This is a genomic window from Vibrio hepatarius, from assembly GCF_043642085.1.
GTDB classification, from domain to species: Bacteria; Pseudomonadota; Gammaproteobacteria; order Enterobacterales; family Vibrionaceae; genus Vibrio; species Vibrio hepatarius_C.
Window position 1 is genome coordinate 579,909 of record NZ_JBHZSA010000003.1, and the last position, 19,503, is coordinate 599,411.

20 protein-coding genes are annotated in these 19,503 nt (G+C 44.2%); 15 read left to right on the plus strand and 5 right to left on the minus strand.

The features are described 5' to 3' along the window. The first annotated feature begins 621 nt into the window (after positions 1–621). Positions 622–1,848: a sodium/glutamate symporter gene (gltS, locus tag ACHUFZ_RS08745; protein ID WP_053440970.1), complete on the plus strand. Its 1,227-nt coding sequence runs from the start codon at positions 622–624 to the stop codon at positions 1,846–1,848. Between the two features lie 62 nt (positions 1,849–1,910). Here gltS and ACHUFZ_RS08750 read toward each other — a convergent pair whose 3' ends face one another. Continuing rightward, positions 1,911–2,648, minus strand: coding sequence for a flagellar brake protein (locus tag ACHUFZ_RS08750; protein ID WP_394126827.1), 738 nt, complete (start codon positions 2,646–2,648; stop codon positions 1,911–1,913). A gap of 171 nt (positions 2,649–2,819) precedes the next feature. Here ACHUFZ_RS08750 and ACHUFZ_RS08755 point away from each other — a divergent pair, with 171 nt between their 5' ends. Both ACHUFZ_RS08755 and ACHUFZ_RS08760 read left to right on the plus strand, forming a co-directional pair. Continuing rightward, positions 2,820–3,101 (plus strand): GNAT family N-acetyltransferase, encoded by a 282-nt coding sequence (locus ACHUFZ_RS08755; protein ID WP_394126828.1) that lies wholly within the window; start codon positions 2,820–2,822, stop codon positions 3,099–3,101. Next, the gene (locus ACHUFZ_RS08760) at positions 3,098–4,069 is read left to right on the plus strand and encodes a phosphotransferase (protein WP_394126829.1); all 972 of its coding nucleotides are present in this window, start codon (positions 3,098–3,100) and stop codon (positions 4,067–4,069) included. Before ACHUFZ_RS08755 ends, ACHUFZ_RS08760 begins: the two co-directional genes overlap by 4 nt. Positions 4,070–4,106: 37 nt before the next feature. Here the strand turns inward: ACHUFZ_RS08760 and ACHUFZ_RS08765 are convergent, their stop codons facing one another. After that, a complete protein-coding gene (locus ACHUFZ_RS08765; RefSeq protein WP_394126830.1) occupies positions 4,107–4,604 on the minus strand; it encodes a GNAT family N-acetyltransferase in 498 nt (165 codons plus the stop codon). A 216-nt stretch (positions 4,605–4,820) separates the two neighbouring features. On the opposite strand from ACHUFZ_RS08765, the gene ACHUFZ_RS08770 reads away from it, so the two are divergent. Beyond that, positions 4,821–5,999 (plus strand): MFS transporter, encoded by a 1,179-nt coding sequence (locus ACHUFZ_RS08770; protein WP_394126831.1) that lies wholly within the window; start codon positions 4,821–4,823, stop codon positions 5,997–5,999. Between the two features lie 235 nt (positions 6,000–6,234). Further along, positions 6,235–7,245: a Gfo/Idh/MocA family protein gene (locus ACHUFZ_RS08775; protein WP_394126832.1), complete on the plus strand. Its 1,011-nt coding sequence runs from the start codon at positions 6,235–6,237 to the stop codon at positions 7,243–7,245. A 321-nt stretch (positions 7,246–7,566) separates the two neighbouring features. Here the strand turns inward: ACHUFZ_RS08775 and ACHUFZ_RS08780 are convergent, their stop codons facing one another. Then, positions 7,567–8,478: a LysR family transcriptional regulator gene (locus ACHUFZ_RS08780; RefSeq protein WP_394126833.1), complete on the minus strand. Its 912-nt coding sequence runs from the start codon at positions 8,476–8,478 to the stop codon at positions 7,567–7,569. 98 nt (positions 8,479–8,576) lie between these two features. On the opposite strand from ACHUFZ_RS08780, the gene ACHUFZ_RS08785 reads away from it, so the two are divergent. The 3 genes from ACHUFZ_RS08785 to ACHUFZ_RS08795 are packed head-to-tail and all read left to right on the plus strand — an operon-like array spanning position 8,577 to position 11,452. Beyond that, positions 8,577–9,791 (plus strand): argininosuccinate synthase-related protein, encoded by a 1,215-nt coding sequence (locus ACHUFZ_RS08785; RefSeq protein WP_394126834.1) that lies wholly within the window; start codon positions 8,577–8,579, stop codon positions 9,789–9,791. Positions 9,792–9,801: 10 nt separating this feature from the next. After that, the gene (locus ACHUFZ_RS08790) at positions 9,802–10,545 is read left to right on the plus strand and encodes a 2OG-Fe dioxygenase family protein (RefSeq protein WP_394126835.1); all 744 of its coding nucleotides are present in this window, start codon (positions 9,802–9,804) and stop codon (positions 10,543–10,545) included. Between the two features lies 1 nt (position 10,546). Continuing rightward, positions 10,547–11,452: a DMT family transporter gene (locus ACHUFZ_RS08795; RefSeq protein WP_394126836.1), complete on the plus strand. Its 906-nt coding sequence runs from the start codon at positions 10,547–10,549 to the stop codon at positions 11,450–11,452. A 40-nt stretch (positions 11,453–11,492) separates the two neighbouring features. On the opposite strand, the gene ACHUFZ_RS08800 is transcribed toward ACHUFZ_RS08795, so the two are convergent. Both ACHUFZ_RS08800 and ACHUFZ_RS08805 read right to left on the minus strand, forming a co-directional pair. After that, entirely contained in the window at positions 11,493–12,155 is a 663-nt protein-coding gene (locus tag ACHUFZ_RS08800; protein WP_394126837.1) for a PH domain-containing protein, read from the minus strand. Positions 12,156–12,202: 47 nt separating this feature from the next. Then, a complete protein-coding gene (locus ACHUFZ_RS08805) occupies positions 12,203–12,628 on the minus strand; it encodes a c-type cytochrome (RefSeq protein WP_394126838.1) in 426 nt (141 codons plus the stop codon). 145 nt (positions 12,629–12,773) lie between these two features. Here ACHUFZ_RS08805 and ACHUFZ_RS08810 point away from each other — a divergent pair, with 145 nt between their 5' ends. The 7 genes from ACHUFZ_RS08810 to ACHUFZ_RS08840 all read left to right on the plus strand — a co-directional run bounded on the left by ACHUFZ_RS08810 (position 12,774) and on the right by ACHUFZ_RS08840 (position 19,443). Further along, on the plus strand, positions 12,774–13,400 hold the full coding sequence (locus tag ACHUFZ_RS08810; RefSeq protein WP_394126839.1) for a cytochrome b/b6 domain-containing protein: 627 nt from the start codon (positions 12,774–12,776) through the stop codon (positions 13,398–13,400). A gap of 23 nt (positions 13,401–13,423) precedes the next feature. Further along, positions 13,424–13,852 carry a MarR family winged helix-turn-helix transcriptional regulator gene (locus ACHUFZ_RS08815; RefSeq protein WP_394126840.1) on the plus strand — a complete coding sequence of 143 codons (429 nt, stop codon included), beginning with the start codon at positions 13,424–13,426 and terminating at the stop codon, positions 13,850–13,852. 216 nt (positions 13,853–14,068) lie between these two features. Then, positions 14,069–14,923, plus strand: coding sequence for a MurR/RpiR family transcriptional regulator (locus ACHUFZ_RS08820; protein WP_394126841.1), 855 nt, complete (start codon positions 14,069–14,071; stop codon positions 14,921–14,923). 46 nt (positions 14,924–14,969) lie between these two features. Further along, entirely contained in the window at positions 14,970–16,331 is a 1,362-nt protein-coding gene (gene dcuC, locus ACHUFZ_RS08825) for a C4-dicarboxylate transporter DcuC (protein WP_394126842.1), read from the plus strand. 12 nt (positions 16,332–16,343) lie between these two features. Continuing rightward, complete coding sequence (gene pepT / locus ACHUFZ_RS08830) at positions 16,344–17,579, plus strand: peptidase T (protein ID WP_394126843.1); 1,236 nt, start codon at positions 16,344–16,346, stop codon at positions 17,577–17,579. 11 nt (positions 17,580–17,590) lie between these two features. Next, positions 17,591–18,322, plus strand: a complete 732-nt coding sequence (gene pepE, locus ACHUFZ_RS08835; RefSeq protein ID WP_394126844.1) for a dipeptidase PepE — start codon at positions 17,591–17,593, stop codon at positions 18,320–18,322. 122 nt (positions 18,323–18,444) lie between these two features. After that, complete coding sequence (locus ACHUFZ_RS08840; protein WP_394126845.1) at positions 18,445–19,443, plus strand: succinylglutamate desuccinylase/aspartoacylase family protein; 999 nt, start codon at positions 18,445–18,447, stop codon at positions 19,441–19,443. Positions 19,444–19,503: the final 60 nt, after the last annotated feature.

The window sequence follows — 19,503 nt, forward strand, 5'->3', positions numbered from 1 at the left end:
GTGCAGTGAGTATATCGGCTCCGACGTAAAAAAAGTATGAAAATCATTCTTTGACAATTGTATCTATAAGAATCGAGTTTAATATGCTTTTGCGAATATTTGCAAAATGCGATTTTCAAATTGCATTTTGGGAGGCGGAAATGGCAAAAAAGTGCGAATGAGCACAAAAAAATCGTGGAAATAAAGTTGGCACACTACCTGCATTAGTATGAGTGACCCTTCTTAAGCCGAGGGTCACCTAGCCAACTGACGTTGTTAGTGAATACAATTTGTTCACACAATATATAAGCCAATCGCACCATTGCGGTTGGCTATTTTTTTGCCTGTTGGATAGACAAAATTCCTCTTCTATAACCTCTATTTACGGACATTTATTCGGAATATCGACAGGATTTTGCCCTTGAGGCTCGACAAATAGGGTCAAGATTATTAATAATGTCCGCTTTCTTTTCTAAACCCTAGCTTAAATTTATAGGGTTAACTGTTGAAACGAGCATCTTGAGGCTGTTTGTATAAGGACTAATTTCAATAGAAAAAATGAATCTATGAGCATTGCTCATCAGAGCCTGTAGGGCTTTGTACTCGTTAAGGAAGATGAGTTAATAACTAATAAGAGGTTATATGAATCAGATAATTTCAGTCGGACCGCTAGAATCTTTCTTGATCGCAATCAGTGTTCTTTTTTTAGGACATTTTGTGAACGCAAAGCTTCCCATCCTTAAAAAGTTCAACATCCCTGAACCTATCGTTGGTGGTCTTATTGTCGCGCTCATCATAACGCTAATGCATTTTTATGGTATCGACTTAGAGTTTTCTTTACCGCTTCAAAAAATCTTTATGTTGATGTTCTTCAGTACTGTCGGACTCGCTGCGAACTATACCCAGTTAATGAAAGGTGGCGCGAAGGTGTTTGTTTTCCTCGCCGTTGCTTCTTTCTATATCATCATCCAAAACGGTGTCGGTGTCTCAATGGCAACTGCACTAGGATTAGACCCTCTGATGGGACTGATCGCAGGCTCAATCACGCTATCTGGTGGCCATGGTACAGGTGCTGCTTGGTCACAGACGTTTTCAGAGACATATGGGTTGTCCAATACGCTTGAGATAGCAATGGCTTCCGCGACGTTTGGTTTGATTATTGGCGGCATCATTGGCAGCCCTGTGGCGCAGAAGTTGATCAACAAAAATGGTTTTGAGTCTGAATACGGCACAGGAACAAAAACTCACGAACGCTTCCCTGAATTGGTGACGTATAACGAGTATGAAGAAGATAAGGTAACGGCTAAGAAAGTCGTTGAAGTCCTATTTATTCTTCTGATCTGTGTTACCGGTGCGAAGTACTTAGAGCAGTGGGTTAGCAGTTTTAATATCAGCTGGTTGATGATCCCTGACTTCGTTTACGCGTTATTTATCGGTGTGTTTATCACTAACGTGATTGAGGTGACTAAGGTTCACAAAGTGGATACAGAAACGGTCGATATTCTCGGTACGGTTTCTTTGTCATTGTTCCTAGCGATGGCACTAATGAGCCTGAAACTATGGAACATCTTTGATCTTGCGATTCCTTTCCTCATCATTCTGGCAGTACAGTCAGTGGTGCTTGGTGTGTTCGCTTACTTCGTGACGTTCAAAGTGATGGGTTCAAACTACGATGCGGCGGTTATCTCTGGCGGACATTGCGGATTTGGTTTAGGTGCGACACCAACGGCGGTTATGAACATGGGCTCTCTAGTGAATAGATACGGTCCATCACCGCAGGCGTTTATGGTGGTGCCTATTGTTGGTGCATTCTTTATCGACATCGTTAACCTGATTATCCTTCAAGGTTACATTTCCTTTATTGGATAACACTAGACAGCGAAAAAGCCCCGCTCATGTTATGTAGCGGGGCTTTTTTAATGTCTGGCAGATTACTTTAAAGTGAGCTTAGTGCCATTGAACTTGAGGTGACCGAGCAACACCTTCGCATTATTTTTTCCATGCTCGTTAAAAGCGATCCCGTAGCGAGCATAGTGAAGGGAACGCTGCAAATTACACACAGTGCCAAACAGCGGTTCGAAGTGACTGTCTTTACTCGTTGCGAGTCGTACGTGTAGTGCGATTTCTTCACCAACTTGAAATGGTCGGCTTAACGGTGCGGTGACAAAGCGACAGCCGCCTTTGGATAAATCTCTTATTTCACATTCCAGCTTATGGCTATCAGCAACCACTTTCGCTGCAAGGTTTACATCAAAGCGCGGTTCTTTTCTCAGCTGAGTGACCTGCATGGTTTGTGGAACCGATAGAGCCACCATGGCTACTGGTGATTTAAGCACATGCTGAATTTGGCTTCTGAAGGAAACAATCGCCCCTTCGCCACGTGGAGATATCGCGCGAATCGCGATCCAAAAACCTTCTTGAAAGAAAAAGCTCAGATCATCTTCAGAGATCTTAGGTAATTCGATAAGAATGACGTTGCTGGAGTGCGAACCGATAAAAGAGGATTTACAACGGAAAGTGGTACCAACCGGCGTAGAGATACCTAGGGTAAGTTCTCCCCCATGCTCAATCATCGCAAGTGCATCAGTGCTATTGAGTGTTGAGATACTTCTGTCATTAGAAGAAGAGCGCGCTGGTTGCGCTTTCACTGCGACTGCTTGGGTATTCATCTAGCCTCCATTATACCCACCATGTTATTGTTTTAGAGGTAGGTTGACGTATACATTTCGAATCTCTATGTGCCTGATTCGAGGATTATAAATTTTATGTGTGCTTTGATGTTTATTCAAACACCAATATGTCGCATTAACATGATCTGAGTATCATTTTTGGGAGCTATTGTGTCGCATTCACTGATTTTTGATGAAGTAAACTCACAATTTCGAGTCCACTTAGAGGGCGATCATTACGCTGTAATAAAGTTCGTGGACAAGGGAAGCACGTATGCAATTACTTCTACTAAGGTGCCAGAAGAGCTACAAGGTAAGGGATATGGCAAGGTAGTGATGGAAGCGATCTTACCTGAAATAGACAAGCGAAGCTTAAAAATTGAGCCGATCTGCAGTTATGTCGCACATTACCTTAATCGTTATCCGCAGTGGTCTCACCTGAAAGCGCAATGATGAAACAATACGACTATCAATCACTACTCGACTCTTTGGGGTTTGAAACATTAACCCATACAGAGGTGCTGCAATCTTTGTGGGGTGGTTATGGGGAGCTTGTTCGACTGCATAGTGCAGGTGGAAGCATTATCGTTAAGCATATTAAGTTGCCTAAGCCTGAACACCATCCACGAGGCTGGAACAGTGAGTTATCGCACCAAAGAAAGCTTCGCTCGTATCAGGTTGAATTGAACTGGTATAAATCAGCGGCCAATCTCTGTCAGGCAAAAGTTCCTGTCGCTATTAAAGTCGAGCAGCAAGGGCAAGATCTGCTGATTGCAATGGAAGATTTGTCGACGCTGGGTTTTACCGATGTGGTTACTGAAGCTACTTACGTCCACCTAAGCGCTTGTCTAGAGTGGCTCGCATATTTCCATGCTCAACATATTGGGCATCAAGGAGAAGGGCTTTGGGAGTCCGGTACGTATTGGCATTTAGATACACGCCCTGATGAACTGGCAGCGCTCAACGATGAATCACTCAAACAAACTGCATCTAAGATAGATAGAGTGCTTAAAGAGGCGCGATACCAGACTCTCGTCCATGGTGACGCTAAGTTAGCTAATTTCTGTTTTTATCCGGATGGCACTCGCGCTGCGGCGGTCGATTTTCAATATATTGGCCGCGGGTGTGCGATGAAAGATGTGGCGCTGTTTATGAGTAGTGCGGTAAAGCCAGAGAAATGCCAAGGGATGGAAGGTTGGATTTTAGATGAATATTTTGCTCATCTAAGCCGAGCACTTGATATGTACCAACCTTCTATAGATGCCGTTGATGTTGAAGCCGAGTGGCGACCACTGTTTTCCATTGCATGGGCAGACTTTCAGCGCTTTGTTAAAGGCTGGAGTCCTGACCACTGGAAGATCACCCCATATACAGAGGCGCTTGCTGTCCACGCTCTAGATACGTTAAAGGCTTACCCATAAAGGTAAGCCTTACTATCAATCTTGAGGTTGTTTTGGGCTATAAGCCAGGTTTGATGCGAGCCATATAGTAAGTGTTGATTAACTCACCATCGCGGAACGAGCCAAATTTTGATTCGCCTTCAATTTCAAAGCCAAACTTCTTATAACAAGCGATCGCCCCTTCGTTGTCAGTATTGACTTCGATTTGTACTCGTTTTATTTGCAACCAATTATCTGCCAAATCTAGAACTGTCTCAATCAACTTGCTGCCAATACCTAGCCCGTGGTAGTCGTCATGGACACCAAGACCAAAGCTGCCACAGTGTGCCGTTCTTGGACGTTGTGAGTGCTCGAATCCTATATTCCCGACGACGTTTCCATCCACTTCTGCAACAAAGCTATAAACACCCTGAGGTATGTTTTCCAGTCGCTGCGTCCACATTGCTACCGATGGTTTTGGCAGTTGGAGTGTCTCGCGCTGTGCTTTCGGTTGTGAATAAATTTCACATAATGCGGCTGCATCACTCACTTGTGTCGGACGTACGATTATTTCCATTTTTCTTCTCTCTCGACTGGTTGAACATAAAAACACCATAACGAGAAGTTAACAATATTTAAAGCATTGTTTTTAATATTTTTACTCACTTAGTTTTTTACACTAAAGGTGGTGTAAATTCTCAGAATTTTTACTGCTAGGTATAAATTGTAAATAAGTTTGTTTATTAGCTAGAGGCGTTTTATTGTAACAGGCTATTCACATAAGGATCGAAACATGAACCACTCAGCGAGCTGGAAAACGCCACAAAATTTCCTCATGCTCATTTCCATTGTCGTGCCTATCGCTTTTTCAAGCTGGATGGCACTCCTGAATAACTTCGTGATTGAACGCGCCAACTTTGATGGTTCTGATATTGGCTTGCTTCAGAGTGTGCGAGAAATCCCAGGATTTCTTGCGTTTACTGCAGTATTCGTCCTGCTGTTCATTCGTGAGCAACGATTCATGCTGCTGTCATTGGGAGCATTAACCCTAGGCACAGCCATTACCGGCTTCTTTCCCTCAGTAATGGGGCTACTGCTGACAACACTATTGATGTCGACAGGCTTTCACTACTTTGAAACCTTGAAGCAGTCACTTTCTTTGCAGTGGCTTACAAAAGATGAAGCGCCAGAGATGCTCGGCAAGTTTATCTCGGTTGGCGCATTAGCGTCGTTGCTGACATATGGCGCGCTATGGTTCTGTTTAGAAATTATAAAAATGGACTTCGAGTGGGTTTACCTGACTTTTGGTGGGGTAGGTTTTTTGCTGGTCACTTGGATGGCATTTGCGTTTCCTCAGTTCGAAACGCATGTACAGCAAAATAAGAAACTGGTGCTAAGAAAGCGTTATTGGCTTTACTACGCACTTACATTTATGAGCGGAGCCCGTCGTCAAATCTTCACTGTCTTTGCCGGATTTTTGATGGTTGAGCGTTTTGGCTATTCGGCGGCGGATATTACTTTGCTGTTTCTAATCAACTATTTGTTTAACTTCTTGTTTGCGAAACGTATCGGTCGATTTATCGGTAAAGTGGGCGAACGTAAGGCACTAACATTTGAATATGTCGGCTTAATAGGTGTGTTTGTTGGTTACGCTTTGGTTGAAACCGCAGAGTGGGCTGCAGCATTGTATGTGATAGACCATCTGTTCTTCGCCTTAGCTTTGGCAATTAAAACCTACTTCCAAAAGATTGCCGATCCTGCTGATATGGCATCAACAGCGGGAGTGTCGTTTACCATTAATCATATTGCAGCAGTGTTCATACCGGTTTCATTTGGTTTAATTTGGTTAGTGTCACCAGCAGCGGTTTTCTACATCGGTGCCGGAATGGCAATGGTGAGCCTATTACTTTCGCGCAATATTCCAAGAGTACCTGAAGAGGGCAATGAAGTTCGAGTATTGAAGTGGAGTTAACATTGACCTGAGGTCTAGCCACTTTATCCACACTTTCCGTGAAAGAATGAAATAAGGCGCGTTGACTTCCAATGCGCCTTTATTTTTGTTGATGACCTTATGTTAATGTCTTTGAGTGACTGAGTTTATCGCTATTACCACTAAACCATGAACAGACTTGAAATTTTGTACTCTATTTAGTTTTATTCTGCCTCTGTATGCTCTTTAATCCAAGATAAGAGAAAAAGGATAAACAATGAAAAGAGTTAAATGGGGCATTGCTGGTTTAGGGAATATTGCTCAGCGTTTCGCAACAGCATTGACCCAGTTTAGTGAACATGGCCAGTTACACGCTGTGGCTGCGAGAGATTTGCAGCGAGCTCAGGCCTTCGGAGAACAATTTGGTGCCTCTCAGCAGTATGGGGCATACCGAGATATGGCCGAAGATCCTAATGTAGAAGCTGTCTATATTGCCACGGTACACCCTTATCATAAGTCCTTGGCTGAGCTATTTCTAAGCCATAAAAAGCACGTACTTGTTGAAAAGCCAGCGTTTACAAATCTTCAAGATTGGTTAGAGATGAAAGCGTTGGCTAAGCAGAACGGTGTATTACTGCTAGAAGCAATGAAGACAGTGACTTTTCCTGCCTACCGAGAGCTGAAATCCTACCTTAAAAACAACCATATTAAACTCACCTCTATTGAAGCTGGCTTTGGCAACCATAACGACTATGACCCCAATGTGTTTATCTTTAATGATCAGCTTTCCGGTGGTTCGACTTTAGACGTAGGTGTGTATAGCTTATGGCTTTACTACGATTTATGTCATGGTATGAGTGTCGATGTTTCACCACCTCAGGTAACAATGCGCAATACGTTAGAACAATGCCATGTCGATACTGATGCCAGCTTTATCTTTGATGGTGAGGTAAAAGGTAAGATTTCCTCTTCAATCACAACCGACCTGTCGCGTAGTGCGGTTTTAAAAGCTGAGGGTCTTACTATTACGATTCAGGATAAATGGTGGAATCCGCAGTTGATTGAGATCGAGCATAGAGGCAAAACCACTATCATTGAATCGCGAGTGTCAGGCAACGGGTTCGAATTCGAAATCGATCACTTTTCGCAATTGGTGAGTGACAAGGAACTAAAGTCAGGTGTGCTTTTACATCAAGTGACCGAGCGCGTACTCACTACCATGGAGCAAGCGCTGTTCGACAATGGATTTGGTCATTTAACGCGCCTGGAGAACCCTAAAGCGGAATGAAAAACCTTAAGCGTAAGTTAGAACTCTATGAACAATTATTTCGTATGTTTGGCCCAGGCGAGTCTCGCTGCCAGGTTGGTCAGCTCGCTTCCTTGTGGCATGTGACTGAAAGGTATGTGTTTACTTAGCTTAGAGCGATGGAAGAAAGCCTTTAAGCCTGCTCAACGAATTTGGAATATGGCTCAATGAGCAACAGATCATGACTGAGTTAAAACAAGAAAACTTTCGTCTTGAAGTCTCTGAACGTATTAAAGGTAGTGCCGTCGATGGCTTTGGCTGGTGTCAGTTGAATGAGCTTTGGATAAACCAAGGTTAAAAGTGCTAAGCCTGAAACCTTTGTTGAAGGTACTCGACAAAGGTTTTAATTTGCCCAGGAATGAATTTCGATTGAGCGTACTGAGCAATGACCTTCCCTTGATAGTTTCCGCCTACATGCCAGTCTTTTAATACTTCGACCACTTCCCCTGCATCTATATATGAGCGAATCGCAAATTCTGGGAAAACCGAGATGCCGACACCGCGAATCACCGCTTCGCGTCTTATTTCACTGTGGTTGACAGCAAACGATCCGCTGACGTTAATTGATACCTTTTTTAAGTTATGGGTGAAATCCCAGACTCGGTCTCGTGGGTTCTCACCTAAACATAAGCAGTTGTGCTGGGCAATGTCGTCAGGGTGAATTGGCATACCATGTTGCTTGATATAGTTTGGACTTGCACACATGATCAGGCGGCATTCGTCGAGGGTTTTAGCAATCAAGCCTTCGGTTGGTTTGTCGGTAATATGAATAATCACATCCACTTCGTCGCCAATAGGATCAATATAGTGGTCGGCGACTTTAAGTTGCAACGCTACATTTGGGTATGCATCTATAAAGTCCAGAATCATCGGCATTAATACTTGGCGAGAGAGGGCTTTTGGCGCAGCCACTCGTAAAGAACCAGACACTTCACTTTTGTCAGCTTGCGCGGCAGAAACCGCCATCTTGGCTGAGTTCATCATATCACTACATAGGCTATAGACTTCTTGCCCTGTTGTACTCAGTCGCATTTGACGAGTCGTGCGTTCTAGCAGTTTTTCTTCTAGTGCGTTTTCCAGTCGCGTGATTGAGCGACTGACTGAAGAAGGTGATAACCCAAGCTTTTTAGCCGTTTTTGAAAAGCTGCCAGACTCGACCACATTAACGAAGATTGCCATCTCTGAAAGCAGAGGAATAAGTCTATTTGTGTCCATAGTGCAAAAATCCTTTGCAAAATCGCAGTATTGTTTCGTTTAAGTTACTTATGGATACTAAATAAGTCAATGAAAGCGAGACTAATGGAAAGGACCCCATGAAAAAGCTAAGAAGTATTGAAGATATTCAAACCATCTCAAAGTCCGTTGACCACGTACTTACCCTGTTTAGTGGTGGCTTAGATAGCACCTATCTACTGGAGCTGCTGAAAACGTCAAAAGTGAAAGTGACCGCCATTGCGATCGATTTAGGTGAGGGAGTTGATGAAGACCACCTAACGCTGATTACTGATCATTATGGCGTTGATCTACGCATAATCGATGCAAAACAGGAATTTGTAGAGCACAGTCTTGTCTCTGCCATTCAGGCGCAGGCGCTTTACCTTGGAGACTACCCAGTCAGTTCGTCATTATCTCGCCCTATCATTGTCCAAAAAGCGGTAGCTTTGGCCGAAATGCTCGGTTGCGGAGCGATCATCCACACTGCAAACCAATCGCAAAACAGTTTAAGGCGCTTAAATGGCGCGATCGAAGCGAGTGGCTATCAAGGTTTTTATGGCTCGCCATATGAATACTCGGCATTAACTCGTGAAGATAAAGCAGCGGAGCTGTTTCACTCTGGCTTAGTTGGCTTTAAGTCACGCAATGTCAGCGGAGATGCAAATCTTTGGTGCCGTGAGTTTGAGTCAGGAATTCTTGATGACCCTGAAACCTTCACCTTATTTGAATCACTGTTTACTTGGTCGAAATGGGATAAAGAAAAACAACTCGATAACGACCAAGTGAAAATTGGATTTCGCAAGGGGTATCCGGTGACGATCAATGATTTACCGATGCCACTTGAAGACCTAATTGCTTTCATTAACAACCACGTTGGCGCGTATGAAATCGGTCGATATGTAGGATTCGACCACCTAGATGAGGATGAAAAAGTCTTAGAGGTGCGAGAAGCACCCGCTGCACACATCCTTATGAAAGCATATAAGTTGCTGGAAACAGCAACGCTACCTACTGATGTTCTCAAAGTAAAAGCAATGCATAACGACATTTGGACTCAAGAAGCTGTCGAAGGCCGATGGGGAAGTTTGTTGCAAAGCTCGAGCTATGCGTTCATCGCCCACACTGCCGAGTCTATCTCTGGCAGTGTTTTATTCAGTCTCTCGCGCGGTCAAGTATTGGCGACCAGTATCAAAGCTGACAAGCCGAAATACATACGTGATAGAGACCATTGGGAGATCCAAACCGCGAAGAAGAGAAGTCTGCGCAGGTTGGACTCCGTTATCAAAACCCAAGTTCATCAAATGACCAAATAGAGAGGTCGGTATGGATACAATCAAAACACCAGTCGATAGACATGCTTCGGTTATTTCACGCCTTTTAGTGCAAAACAACTACGTGTTTATCAGTGGTAAACAGATGACTAACATGCTCACGACGAATGTTGACGAAGTGATTCGTTTCAAGAATTGTTGGAACCAACTAGAGCGAGACCGCTATATGGCGGATGGCGGGACTTATCGTTATCGCCGCTATGGCCAGTTCAATAAGCTTGGTCAAGGGCGTCAGATAACAATATTGCCCCATGAACCGTATGTTCAGCCTGTCTATATCAATACCCTTAATGGCGATGTTGAACGTCACTTTGAGCCTTTAACCAGTAAGTTTGTTACCTCACCGATATTGGAAAAGTTGTTGTTACTGATGAGTGATGTCTACGACGCATCTGAAGGCAAAAAAACGGATTGGAATATTCGTCTTCATCCTTACCGAATTGTGGCCAACCAATCAGAAGTGGGCCAACCCACACCGGAAGGGCTTCATAGAGACGGAGTGACCTATATCGCTTCATTATTGATCAATAAGGTCAATATGCTCGGTGGTGAAACAACCATCACTGATGACCGACAGGAGGTTCTAGAGCGGCTTACTCTAGATAAGACACTGGATATTGTCATGGCAGACGATGAAAAAACCATGCATGAAGTGTCATCAATACAACCCGATAATTCAGAAAAATGCGCGTACAGGGACGTACTCGTTATCGCGTTTACAAAAATAGGAGAATAGGATGTCAACGGCTACGGGATTACTAAAAAAAGGAAGTTTTAAGTTTCCGTTAACCGAATCATTGCTGCTGTTAGTAGCGGTATTTTGGGGAACAAGCTACGGCTTAACAAAGAGTGCATTGGTTTACACCAGTGTGCTGGTATTCATTTCGATTCGTTTCTCGATCACTTTTCTATGTATGCTACCTGTAGTGATCCGAGACTTTCGCCGAGGGTTAAATAAAGACTGGAAGATCGCCATACCGACCGGATTTATACTCTCGGCGATTTTTTTCTGTGAAGTGTTTGGGGTCTCACAGACCTCTGCATCGAATGCCGCGTTTTTAATCAGCTTGTCTGTCATCTTGACCGCGTTTGCCGAGCTAATCATTAATAAGAAGCGCGTAAGCAATACTCTGTGGATGCTCACTCTATGTAGTGTTGTGGGTGTGTTACTACTGACCAGCAATCAAGGTATCGAGTTGTCATTGAATACCGGCGATTACTTTATTCTGGCAGCCGCTTTATTACGTGCGTTGATGGTCACGCTAACTAAGCGCTTTACGGAAGGAAAAGAGATCACCACCAGTACGCTGACGTCATTGCAGTCGTTAGTGGTTGCCTCTGTCGCGATTGTTTGTGCGGTGACTTACTTACCAGCAGCAGAATTTGTTATTCCTACCAGTACCGAATTTTGGATTACTGTGGCTTACTTGGTGCTGTTCTGTACTCTGTTTGCCTTTTACGTGCAAAACTACGCAGTACGCCGCACATCGCCAACGCGAGTTTCACTATTGATGGGCAGTGAACCTTTATTCGGGGCCATATTTGCCATGGTCTGGTTACAAGAATCGCTCAGCGTTGTGCAAGTTATCGGTGGGGCATTGATTTTGTTTAGTGTGATAGTGACCTCAACCAAAGAATCGTAAAAGTAAAGCGGGCTCAATAGAGCCCGCTTTTAGTTTTGAATTATTGAATATTGATTTTATGTCCTAAGTGCATGATTTGAGTAGACGCATAACCCAGTGTCACGGCTTCAAATTGCTGACTTAGATCTTTAGCGTGCTTAGCGTCTTTAGCAAGAAACGATACCGAGTAGATTGGTCGTACTACGCCATTGCCTAGTTTCTGCGTATCTAGGTAAGATGCAGTGACAAGCCCCGCCTGATTTAAGCTGATGACACGTTGCAAGTCGATTGCGAGCACACGATCCATCTCTAGCGCCTCAATTCCTTCCTTCCAAGTGATTGTCACACCATAGTTGTTGTACACCGGTGTGTTATCTAGCCATTTAGCACCCATAGGTTGGACATTGGCGATTTTTACCAACTCTTTCTTGTACAAAGGAAGATCTTTTAGTTTGTTGCTCACGTCTTGCTGGTCATTGGCCTCAATTACAAAACGAAGCATTTGTACTGAGCGGCCATCGAGCTCTGAGCGGTAAACAAACATATCTTTTATTTCCCCTTTCTCGATCAGTTCGCCAAACGCGGCTTTTTGTTCTGGCATGGTATCTAACACTTGTTGGGCGTCGTTGGTGTTCCAAGCCAACTCGACGCCAAAATCAGCGGCAGTTGCGATAGTTGTGGTAAAGAGTGATGCGATAAGTGCTGCAAAAGTTAGTGTTTTCATAATTATTTCCTATGTTATTGATGGCTGAATATGTGTGTGCTTGGTGGTTACCAGCGCGAACGGTAACTGCGATGGCAACTGCCGCATGTGTCTTGCGCTCTCTTTAACCCGAGCTCTGCTGCTGAATAGTCTTGATCCACGCTTGCTTGATAGAGGGTTTGAAAGCCGTCGTCCATCTGCTTAAGCAGTCGTTGAAACTTGTCTGGGGAGCTCCAAACGGATGCTTTAGCTTTACTGTTTTCCTGGCTTCCTTGAGGAAAGAGTGACAGCAAGGCATGGCTATGATTTTTTAATGATTCACTGTTCTCTGTAATAAGTGGCCAGTTGATGTCTGATTTGCTTAACGCTTTTTCAGTTTGTTTTGTGAGTGAATCAATGTCGCTAAACGCATCTTGGCGTTGCTCGATGACGCTTTGCTGAGCAAATACGCATAAAGGCAAAGCAGCAAGTAGAGTGGCTAGGGTCTTTTTCACGTTTGTTATCCCGTTTAGTTGTTTGATCAACTGAGGATCATTCCTCGTTGTTGAAGGTAATTTACACAGCAATAGTTGCAATTGCAACTATTGCTGTGTAAATTATTGCAAATCGATTGAAATGAATGAAACAAGAGAGTAAGAAATGAAAGTATGGGATTTAGCAACGCGCCTTTATCACTGGGCTCAAGCGGGACTGTTTGTAGGGTTGATGGCGAGCGGATTTAGCGGAAATGGTCCACATGTTCAACTGGGCTTAGCCTTATTCACGCTGCTAGTGTGGCGAATTGTTTGGGGAGTCATTGGCAGTGAAACCAGTCGTTTTCGCCAATTTGTACGCTCACCAAAGACGGTAGTGCTCTACTTATTAGGACGCCAACCTGAAGCTGCGGGGCACAACCCAGCAGGTGGTTGGATGGTGATGATCATGATCAGTGCTTTATTGCTGCAATGTATTTCGGGTCTTGCCTTAGCAGGATTGTTGGATGGTCTTCCATTGGCACAATATTGGGTAACGGATAGTCTGTTTAGTGCTTTAGAGTCCATCCACTTTGGTTTAGTGAATCTGCTTCCAGCCATGATTGGCTTACATGTTGGTGCTGTGCTGTTTTATAAACTACGTGGTAAGCCCCTGACCAAAGCGATGATCACGGGTATACAAGTCCGCCTAACTGATGGTGTGTCGGTAAAATTTGTGTCGCAACTGCGTGCATTGTTGATGCTTGTTGTGAGCGCATCAGTTACCATGGCAATAATTGCATTTTCATCTTAGTGAAACGGAAGGTGAGTAGTACCATGAGTCACGATTTTGATAGACAAACGAGCTTTGGCTGGTTGATTAACGTTTTAGCGAATGATGCGTCCAAACTCTTTGATAATGAGCTTAAAAAACATGGCTTGACCATCGCATTGTGGCCAACTTTGATGTGTTTATGGGAAGAAGAAGGGGTGACTCAACGTGATATCGCCAAGAAATCAAAAGTCGAAAACTCCACAACGACACGTACTCTAGATAAATTGGAAAAGCTCGGCTTAGTAGAGCGTCAAGCTGACCCTGCAAGTCGCCGTTCTTTTCGTATTTACCTGACAGATGAGGGCCGAGCCCTTAAAAGTGAACTTATCCCTATTCCTGCAGGACTTAACAAACAGTATCTCAGTGCTTTAGAAGCTAGTGAGCAGAAAGAGTTGATTCGCCTGCTGCAGAAATTGGTGAGGCAAGTTTAATCTTTACTTCCCATTGAGAATATTAACTCAATAATTAAACCTTTATTTAACCATTCGTTTACCAATTCAGGGGCATATATTGTGTCCCTGATCTCATATCTCCATTCTATTTTTATATTAGTCACACATTTTGTATGGGAAAAATAGCTTCCCTTGTTTGTCTCATTCTATTTGTAGGAAAATTATCCCATAAGAACTTTCTTATGGGAAAACGGGATGAATAAAAAGCAGTTTGGAGAGCAGGTCAATCAACTAGGGGCACTAAGTGGTGCTGAGCAGTTGATCGTTCGCTACTTTAGCAACAATTATACTGTGCTCCCTTTTGCCAAAATCGACGAGCTCTGTAAGCAAGTCGGTGTTGGTAAAGCGACCCTTGGACGGTTCCTTAACCGACTTGGATTTAGCGGCTTTATTGAATTTAAAAAGTGTGTTTCTGATGATTTAGTTCAAGAGTTATCAACCCCAATAGACAGGTGCATGAGTGGTCAGGTAGAAAGCCAGTCAGGTTGTCTTATAACTAAGCACTATCAAGAGGTTAAGTCTAATCTCGAAGGCACGTTTAATCAGCTATCTCATCAAGACTTTCAACGTACCATCAACGCATTTACCGACCCGAAAGGTAAGCTCTATGTTATCGGCAGTGCGTCGGCGGAGGCGCTAGCGAACTATTTCTACCTTCTCGCTCGTTACTTGCGTAAAGACGTTGTTCTTATCAAAGCGGACCCTTCCACGCTGCCTCATCAACTGGTTGATGTCACCGAAAATGATACGCTCTTTGCGATCTCATATCATCGCTACTCCAATATTACATTGCGTCTCGCTAGGTGGTTCAAAGAACATGGCGGAGAGGTGGTCGTGCTTACTGACCAAGCAGTTAACCCATTTGTATCTTACGCAGACATATTATTTGCAGTAGAAAGTCAAAGCGAAGGGATATTTAACAACCGAACATCTGGCTTATTTTTAATTGAAGCTTTTATTAAAGGTATGTCAAACGTAGAAAATAAAGAAGATAGATTTTCAAGGATAGAAAAAACATTTGGAGATTTTGATTTCTTTAAAACTAATTAGCTTATAAATAAATTTAAATTCTGAGCCCTATTATTCGAGGTGTAACATGATTACTTACCTAGCGATCCCTATTATCTTTTTTGTCGGGTATTTTATAATTAAAAAGTACAATACTCAGTCCGTTCTATTACTGGCAGGCCTTTTGATGATTGCCTTAGGCGTGCTTACAGGGCATGAAGACTTCATGCCGAAAGGAGGCAAACCGACCGGTTCGGTTATTGTCGATTTCTTTGAAGTTATTAAAGTCATTTCCTCCTCAACCTTAGCGAAACTCGGCCTAATTATTATGGCGGTTGGTGGTTTCTCTAAGTATATGAGTCACATTGGCGCCGCGAATGCGATGGTGAAAATTGCCACTAAGCCGCTATCACATATAAAGAACCCATACCTTGTGTTGGCTATGGCGTATATCACTGGTCAGTTGATTAATATCTTTATTCCTAGTGCAACAGGTTTAGCATTACTACTATTAGTGGCGATGTACCCAGTATTAGTCGGTGTAGGTTGTAATCCTGCGGCTGCAGCAGCGGTTGTCGCGACCACGGGTTGTTTGGACTTAGGTCCGGCGTCTTCAGCAGCGAATAAAGCCGCAGAAGTGGCGGGCATTGATGTGGCGACTTACTTCATCAGCTACCAGATGATTGTCGCAGGTGTTGCTATGTTTGTTATTGCCGGATTGCACTTTGTTTGTCAGCGTTATTTTGACCGTAAAGATGCAGAAAATGGCGTTGAGCATGACTTTAACTTAGAGATGAAAGAGCAGCGAGAAGTACCAAAATGGTTTGCGATTTTGCCTGTTCTACCCCTTCTATTACTCCTGACTTTCAGCAAGTTCGCCATCACCAGTATCAAGATGAACGTGGTTACCGCTATGTTTATTGCCTTATTTGTCTCTATGGTTGCAGATTACATCGTGACTCGTGACGGCAAATCGGTCGCTGCTTCTCTTAAGGTGTATTTGGATGGTATGGGCGCAGTATTTGCGAGTGTGGTGAGTTTGATCATCTCTGCCCAAGTATTCGTAACGGGTTTAAAATCTATTGGCTTCATCTCAATGCTGCTTAACTCAGCATCTAGCCTTGGCTTTGGCTACTTAGCAATGGTGTTAGTACTGGTGTTGATTATCACTGTCGTGACCTTGCTGTCAGGTTCAGGTAATGCGTCGTTCTTTAGCTTCTCTAACTTAGCGCCGGATGTGGCAGGCCAAGTCGGTGCGTCGGTTGCGGCAGTTGCTTTACCTATGCAGTTAGCCTCTGGTTTGATGCGCTCAGCTTCTCCGGTTGCAGGGGTAGTGATTGCGTGTGCTGGCGTTGCGAATGTATCGCCAATTGAGTTGGCAAAACGAACCGCAATTCCGATGCTAGGTGGTCTAGCGACGGTGCTAGTCGTTTCTCAGATGTTGGTGTAACAGGAAAGGATTATGGATATTGTTGAACGCTTTTTGAGCTATACCAAAATTAATACCACTACCGATAGGGAAAAGGGCGCCGCGGGCATCATGCCTTCTTCGCCTGGGCAAATGGTGCTGGCAAAACAACTCGAGCAGGAATTACTTTCATTCGGTCTAGGAGATGTTCAGGTTAGCGACAAAGCAATTGTTACGGCGACACTGCCAGCCAATGTTGATGTACACACTCCGACGGTTGCCTTTTTCGCCCACCTTGATACAAGTGCAGAGCAAAAAGCCGACACCAATGCACAGATTGCGACTCACAGCAGTGACTCGATTTGCTTGAATGAAGCGCTGGATATTCACTTAACCGAGAAAGCGTTCCCAGAGCTTGCCCAATACCGCGGGCAAGAGATTTTAGTGACTGATGGTACTAGCTTATTGGGGGCGGATGACAAAGCGGCGATCGCATCCATCATGGATATGTTGCAATACTTCACTGCGAATCCTGATGTTCCACATGGACCTGTTAAAGTGGCATTCCTGCCTGATGAAGAGCAGGGGCTTCGAGGAGCAAAAGCTTTTGACGTGGAGAGTTTCGGCGCCGATTTTGGTTACACGCTCGATTGCTGCGGTATTGGCGAATTTGTCTGTGAGAACTGGAATGCGGGCAATGCTGTGGTGACGTTTACCGGGCAGTCCGCGCATCCGATGTCAGCCAAAGGGAAACTGAAAAACTCGTTACTGATGGCCCACAAGTTTATTGCTATGTTGCCTCCGGGTGAAGCGCCTGAGTATACCGAAAACAGAGAAGGATACTACTGGGTTAAAGAGCTATCAGGAAACAGTGCTAAAACCATACTTAAGCTTGATATTCGTGACTTTTGTCTAGAGGGTTACAACAAGCGCATGGCTTTCCTTGGTCGATTGGCTCAGCAGATGAACGACCTTTATGGCGGTGTAGAGATTGAATTGAGTGATCGCTATGAAAATGTCTCCAATAGTTTGCAAGGAAGCAACCGTTACCCGATTGATATTGCTCAGCAAGCTTATCAAGATTGCGATATAGAGATGCGTCAAATACCAATGAGAGGCGGTTATGATGGGGCGGTACTTTCACAGAAAGGGTTACCTTGTCCTAACCTCTTTACTGGTGCTCACAATTTTCATTCCATCTACGAGTATCTGCCGGTGAATTCACTAAGAGCCGCCAGTGAGGTCGTACAGAAAATCGTATTAATTACACATAATAAATTCAGTCAGTAGCAGGTAATACTATGAATGTAATGCTTTTTAGTAATGGCAAAATTGCGGGAAACACTCAAATTTTAGAATACGGCTTTGAGTGGATTGCGCCAATGATCGAAAAGACTCAAGCGAAGAAACTGGTTTTCATTCCTTATGCGGTTATACGCGGAAGTTACGACGAAAGAACGGAGCAAGTTCAGCAATCATTTGCTCAATTTGATTGTGAGATTGTTGGTATCCATACCTGTGATAACCCAGTCAAAGCGATTGAAGAAGCGGATGGTGTTGTCATCAGTGGCGGAAATACGTGGGTTCTGAACAGAACGTTACATGACAATAGTCTTGTCGCCGCGATTCGTAAAGCAGTGCTGAAGCAAGACAAACTCTTTATTGGTTGGAGTGCTGGGACCAACGTTGCGACGCCAACAATTCGAACCACGAATGATATGCCGATTGTTAGCGCTGCCATTCTTCCTGCACTGAACTTGGTGCCATTCCAGATTAACCCTCACTATATTGACGGCTCTATTTCTGGTCACATGGGAGAAACTCGTGATGAACGTATTGAAGAGTTTTTGGTGATGAATCCTTCAGAAGTGGTGGTGGGTATTCCTGAAGGAACCATGCTGCAAGTAGAGGGAGACCAGTTAACTTACCATTCAGCGAATAGCAAACCTCTTAAATTGTTCAGACATCAGAGCGAAGCAGTGACGTTTGCCCCTCAAGAGGACGTACAGTTTCTTATGGATGAGGGCATCTAGTCATCACAAAAATGTCACGTTCACTACTCAAGCACGCGAAGACAGTTTAAAGTAGCTTCAGCTTGTTAGAGATGATTAGAAAGGCGAGCCAATGTGCTCGCCTTTTGTTTTTGAGGATTACCATGACCAAACCATTAAACGAATGCATTGTGCCTATGTACCCAACTATTCAAGCTCTGGATGTGGATGCGCTTGAAGCAGGGGAGCACAAATTTTGGTTTGCGGTTGCCACCGACGCGATTGGTCATCCACAAACACTTCCTGTTCGAGTATTTAAAGGCGCCAAACCGGGTAAGCGTATAGTGATTACCGCTGGTGTTCATGGTGATGAGCAAAATGGCATTTTAAGCGCGCAGAAAATCGCGCGTGAGCTTGAAGGGCAGGATATTTCAGGGTGTATCACAATTGTCCCTGCTGTGAACTTATCGGGTATCGCTCGTCACAGTCGAGACTTTCACTCTGCTGCGCCAGACAGCTCATCGGCGAACCTAAACCGGATCTTTCCCGGCAATCCACAAGGGGATGATGCCAGTCGTTATGCGTATAGCCTGTGGGAGAACCTACTCAAACCCAATGCAGACTTAGCCATTGATCTTCATTCTCAAACCAGTGGTAGCGCATATCCTCTGTACGCTTTTGCTGATTACCGAATTGAGGATGCGATTCGCATGGCGAGGCTTATTAACCCTGACGTTATTCTTAACGACCCTGGTGATCCAGGCATCCTAGAAACCGTTTATAACCGCGCAGGTATTCCATCGATCACCATCGAGGTCGGCGTAGGGCGTTATACTGATCTAGAGATGGTAGAACGCGCGACCGCTGGGGTAATGAATGTCTTGCGTGACTATCAACTGCTTGACGGTGACGTGATTACCCCTGAGCAAAACTGTATTGAGGGCAATACCATTACCAGTGTCAGAGCTGAGCAAGGCGGATTTGTGATTTGCCACGTTGAGTTAATGCAGTCCGTTGAAACCGGTCAGAAGCTCGCAACGCAATACAACAGCTTTGGTGATGAAATTCAAACCTACTTGTCTCCTACACAAGGTACAGTGATCAGTCACAATGTTGAATCGGTACGTGCTCCCGGATCTCTGGTAGTTCGACTGATTCATTAGTCATTGATGGATACCTGACTTTGCCAGTGTTGGGTATCCTCCCTTTTATGTTGTTTCGAT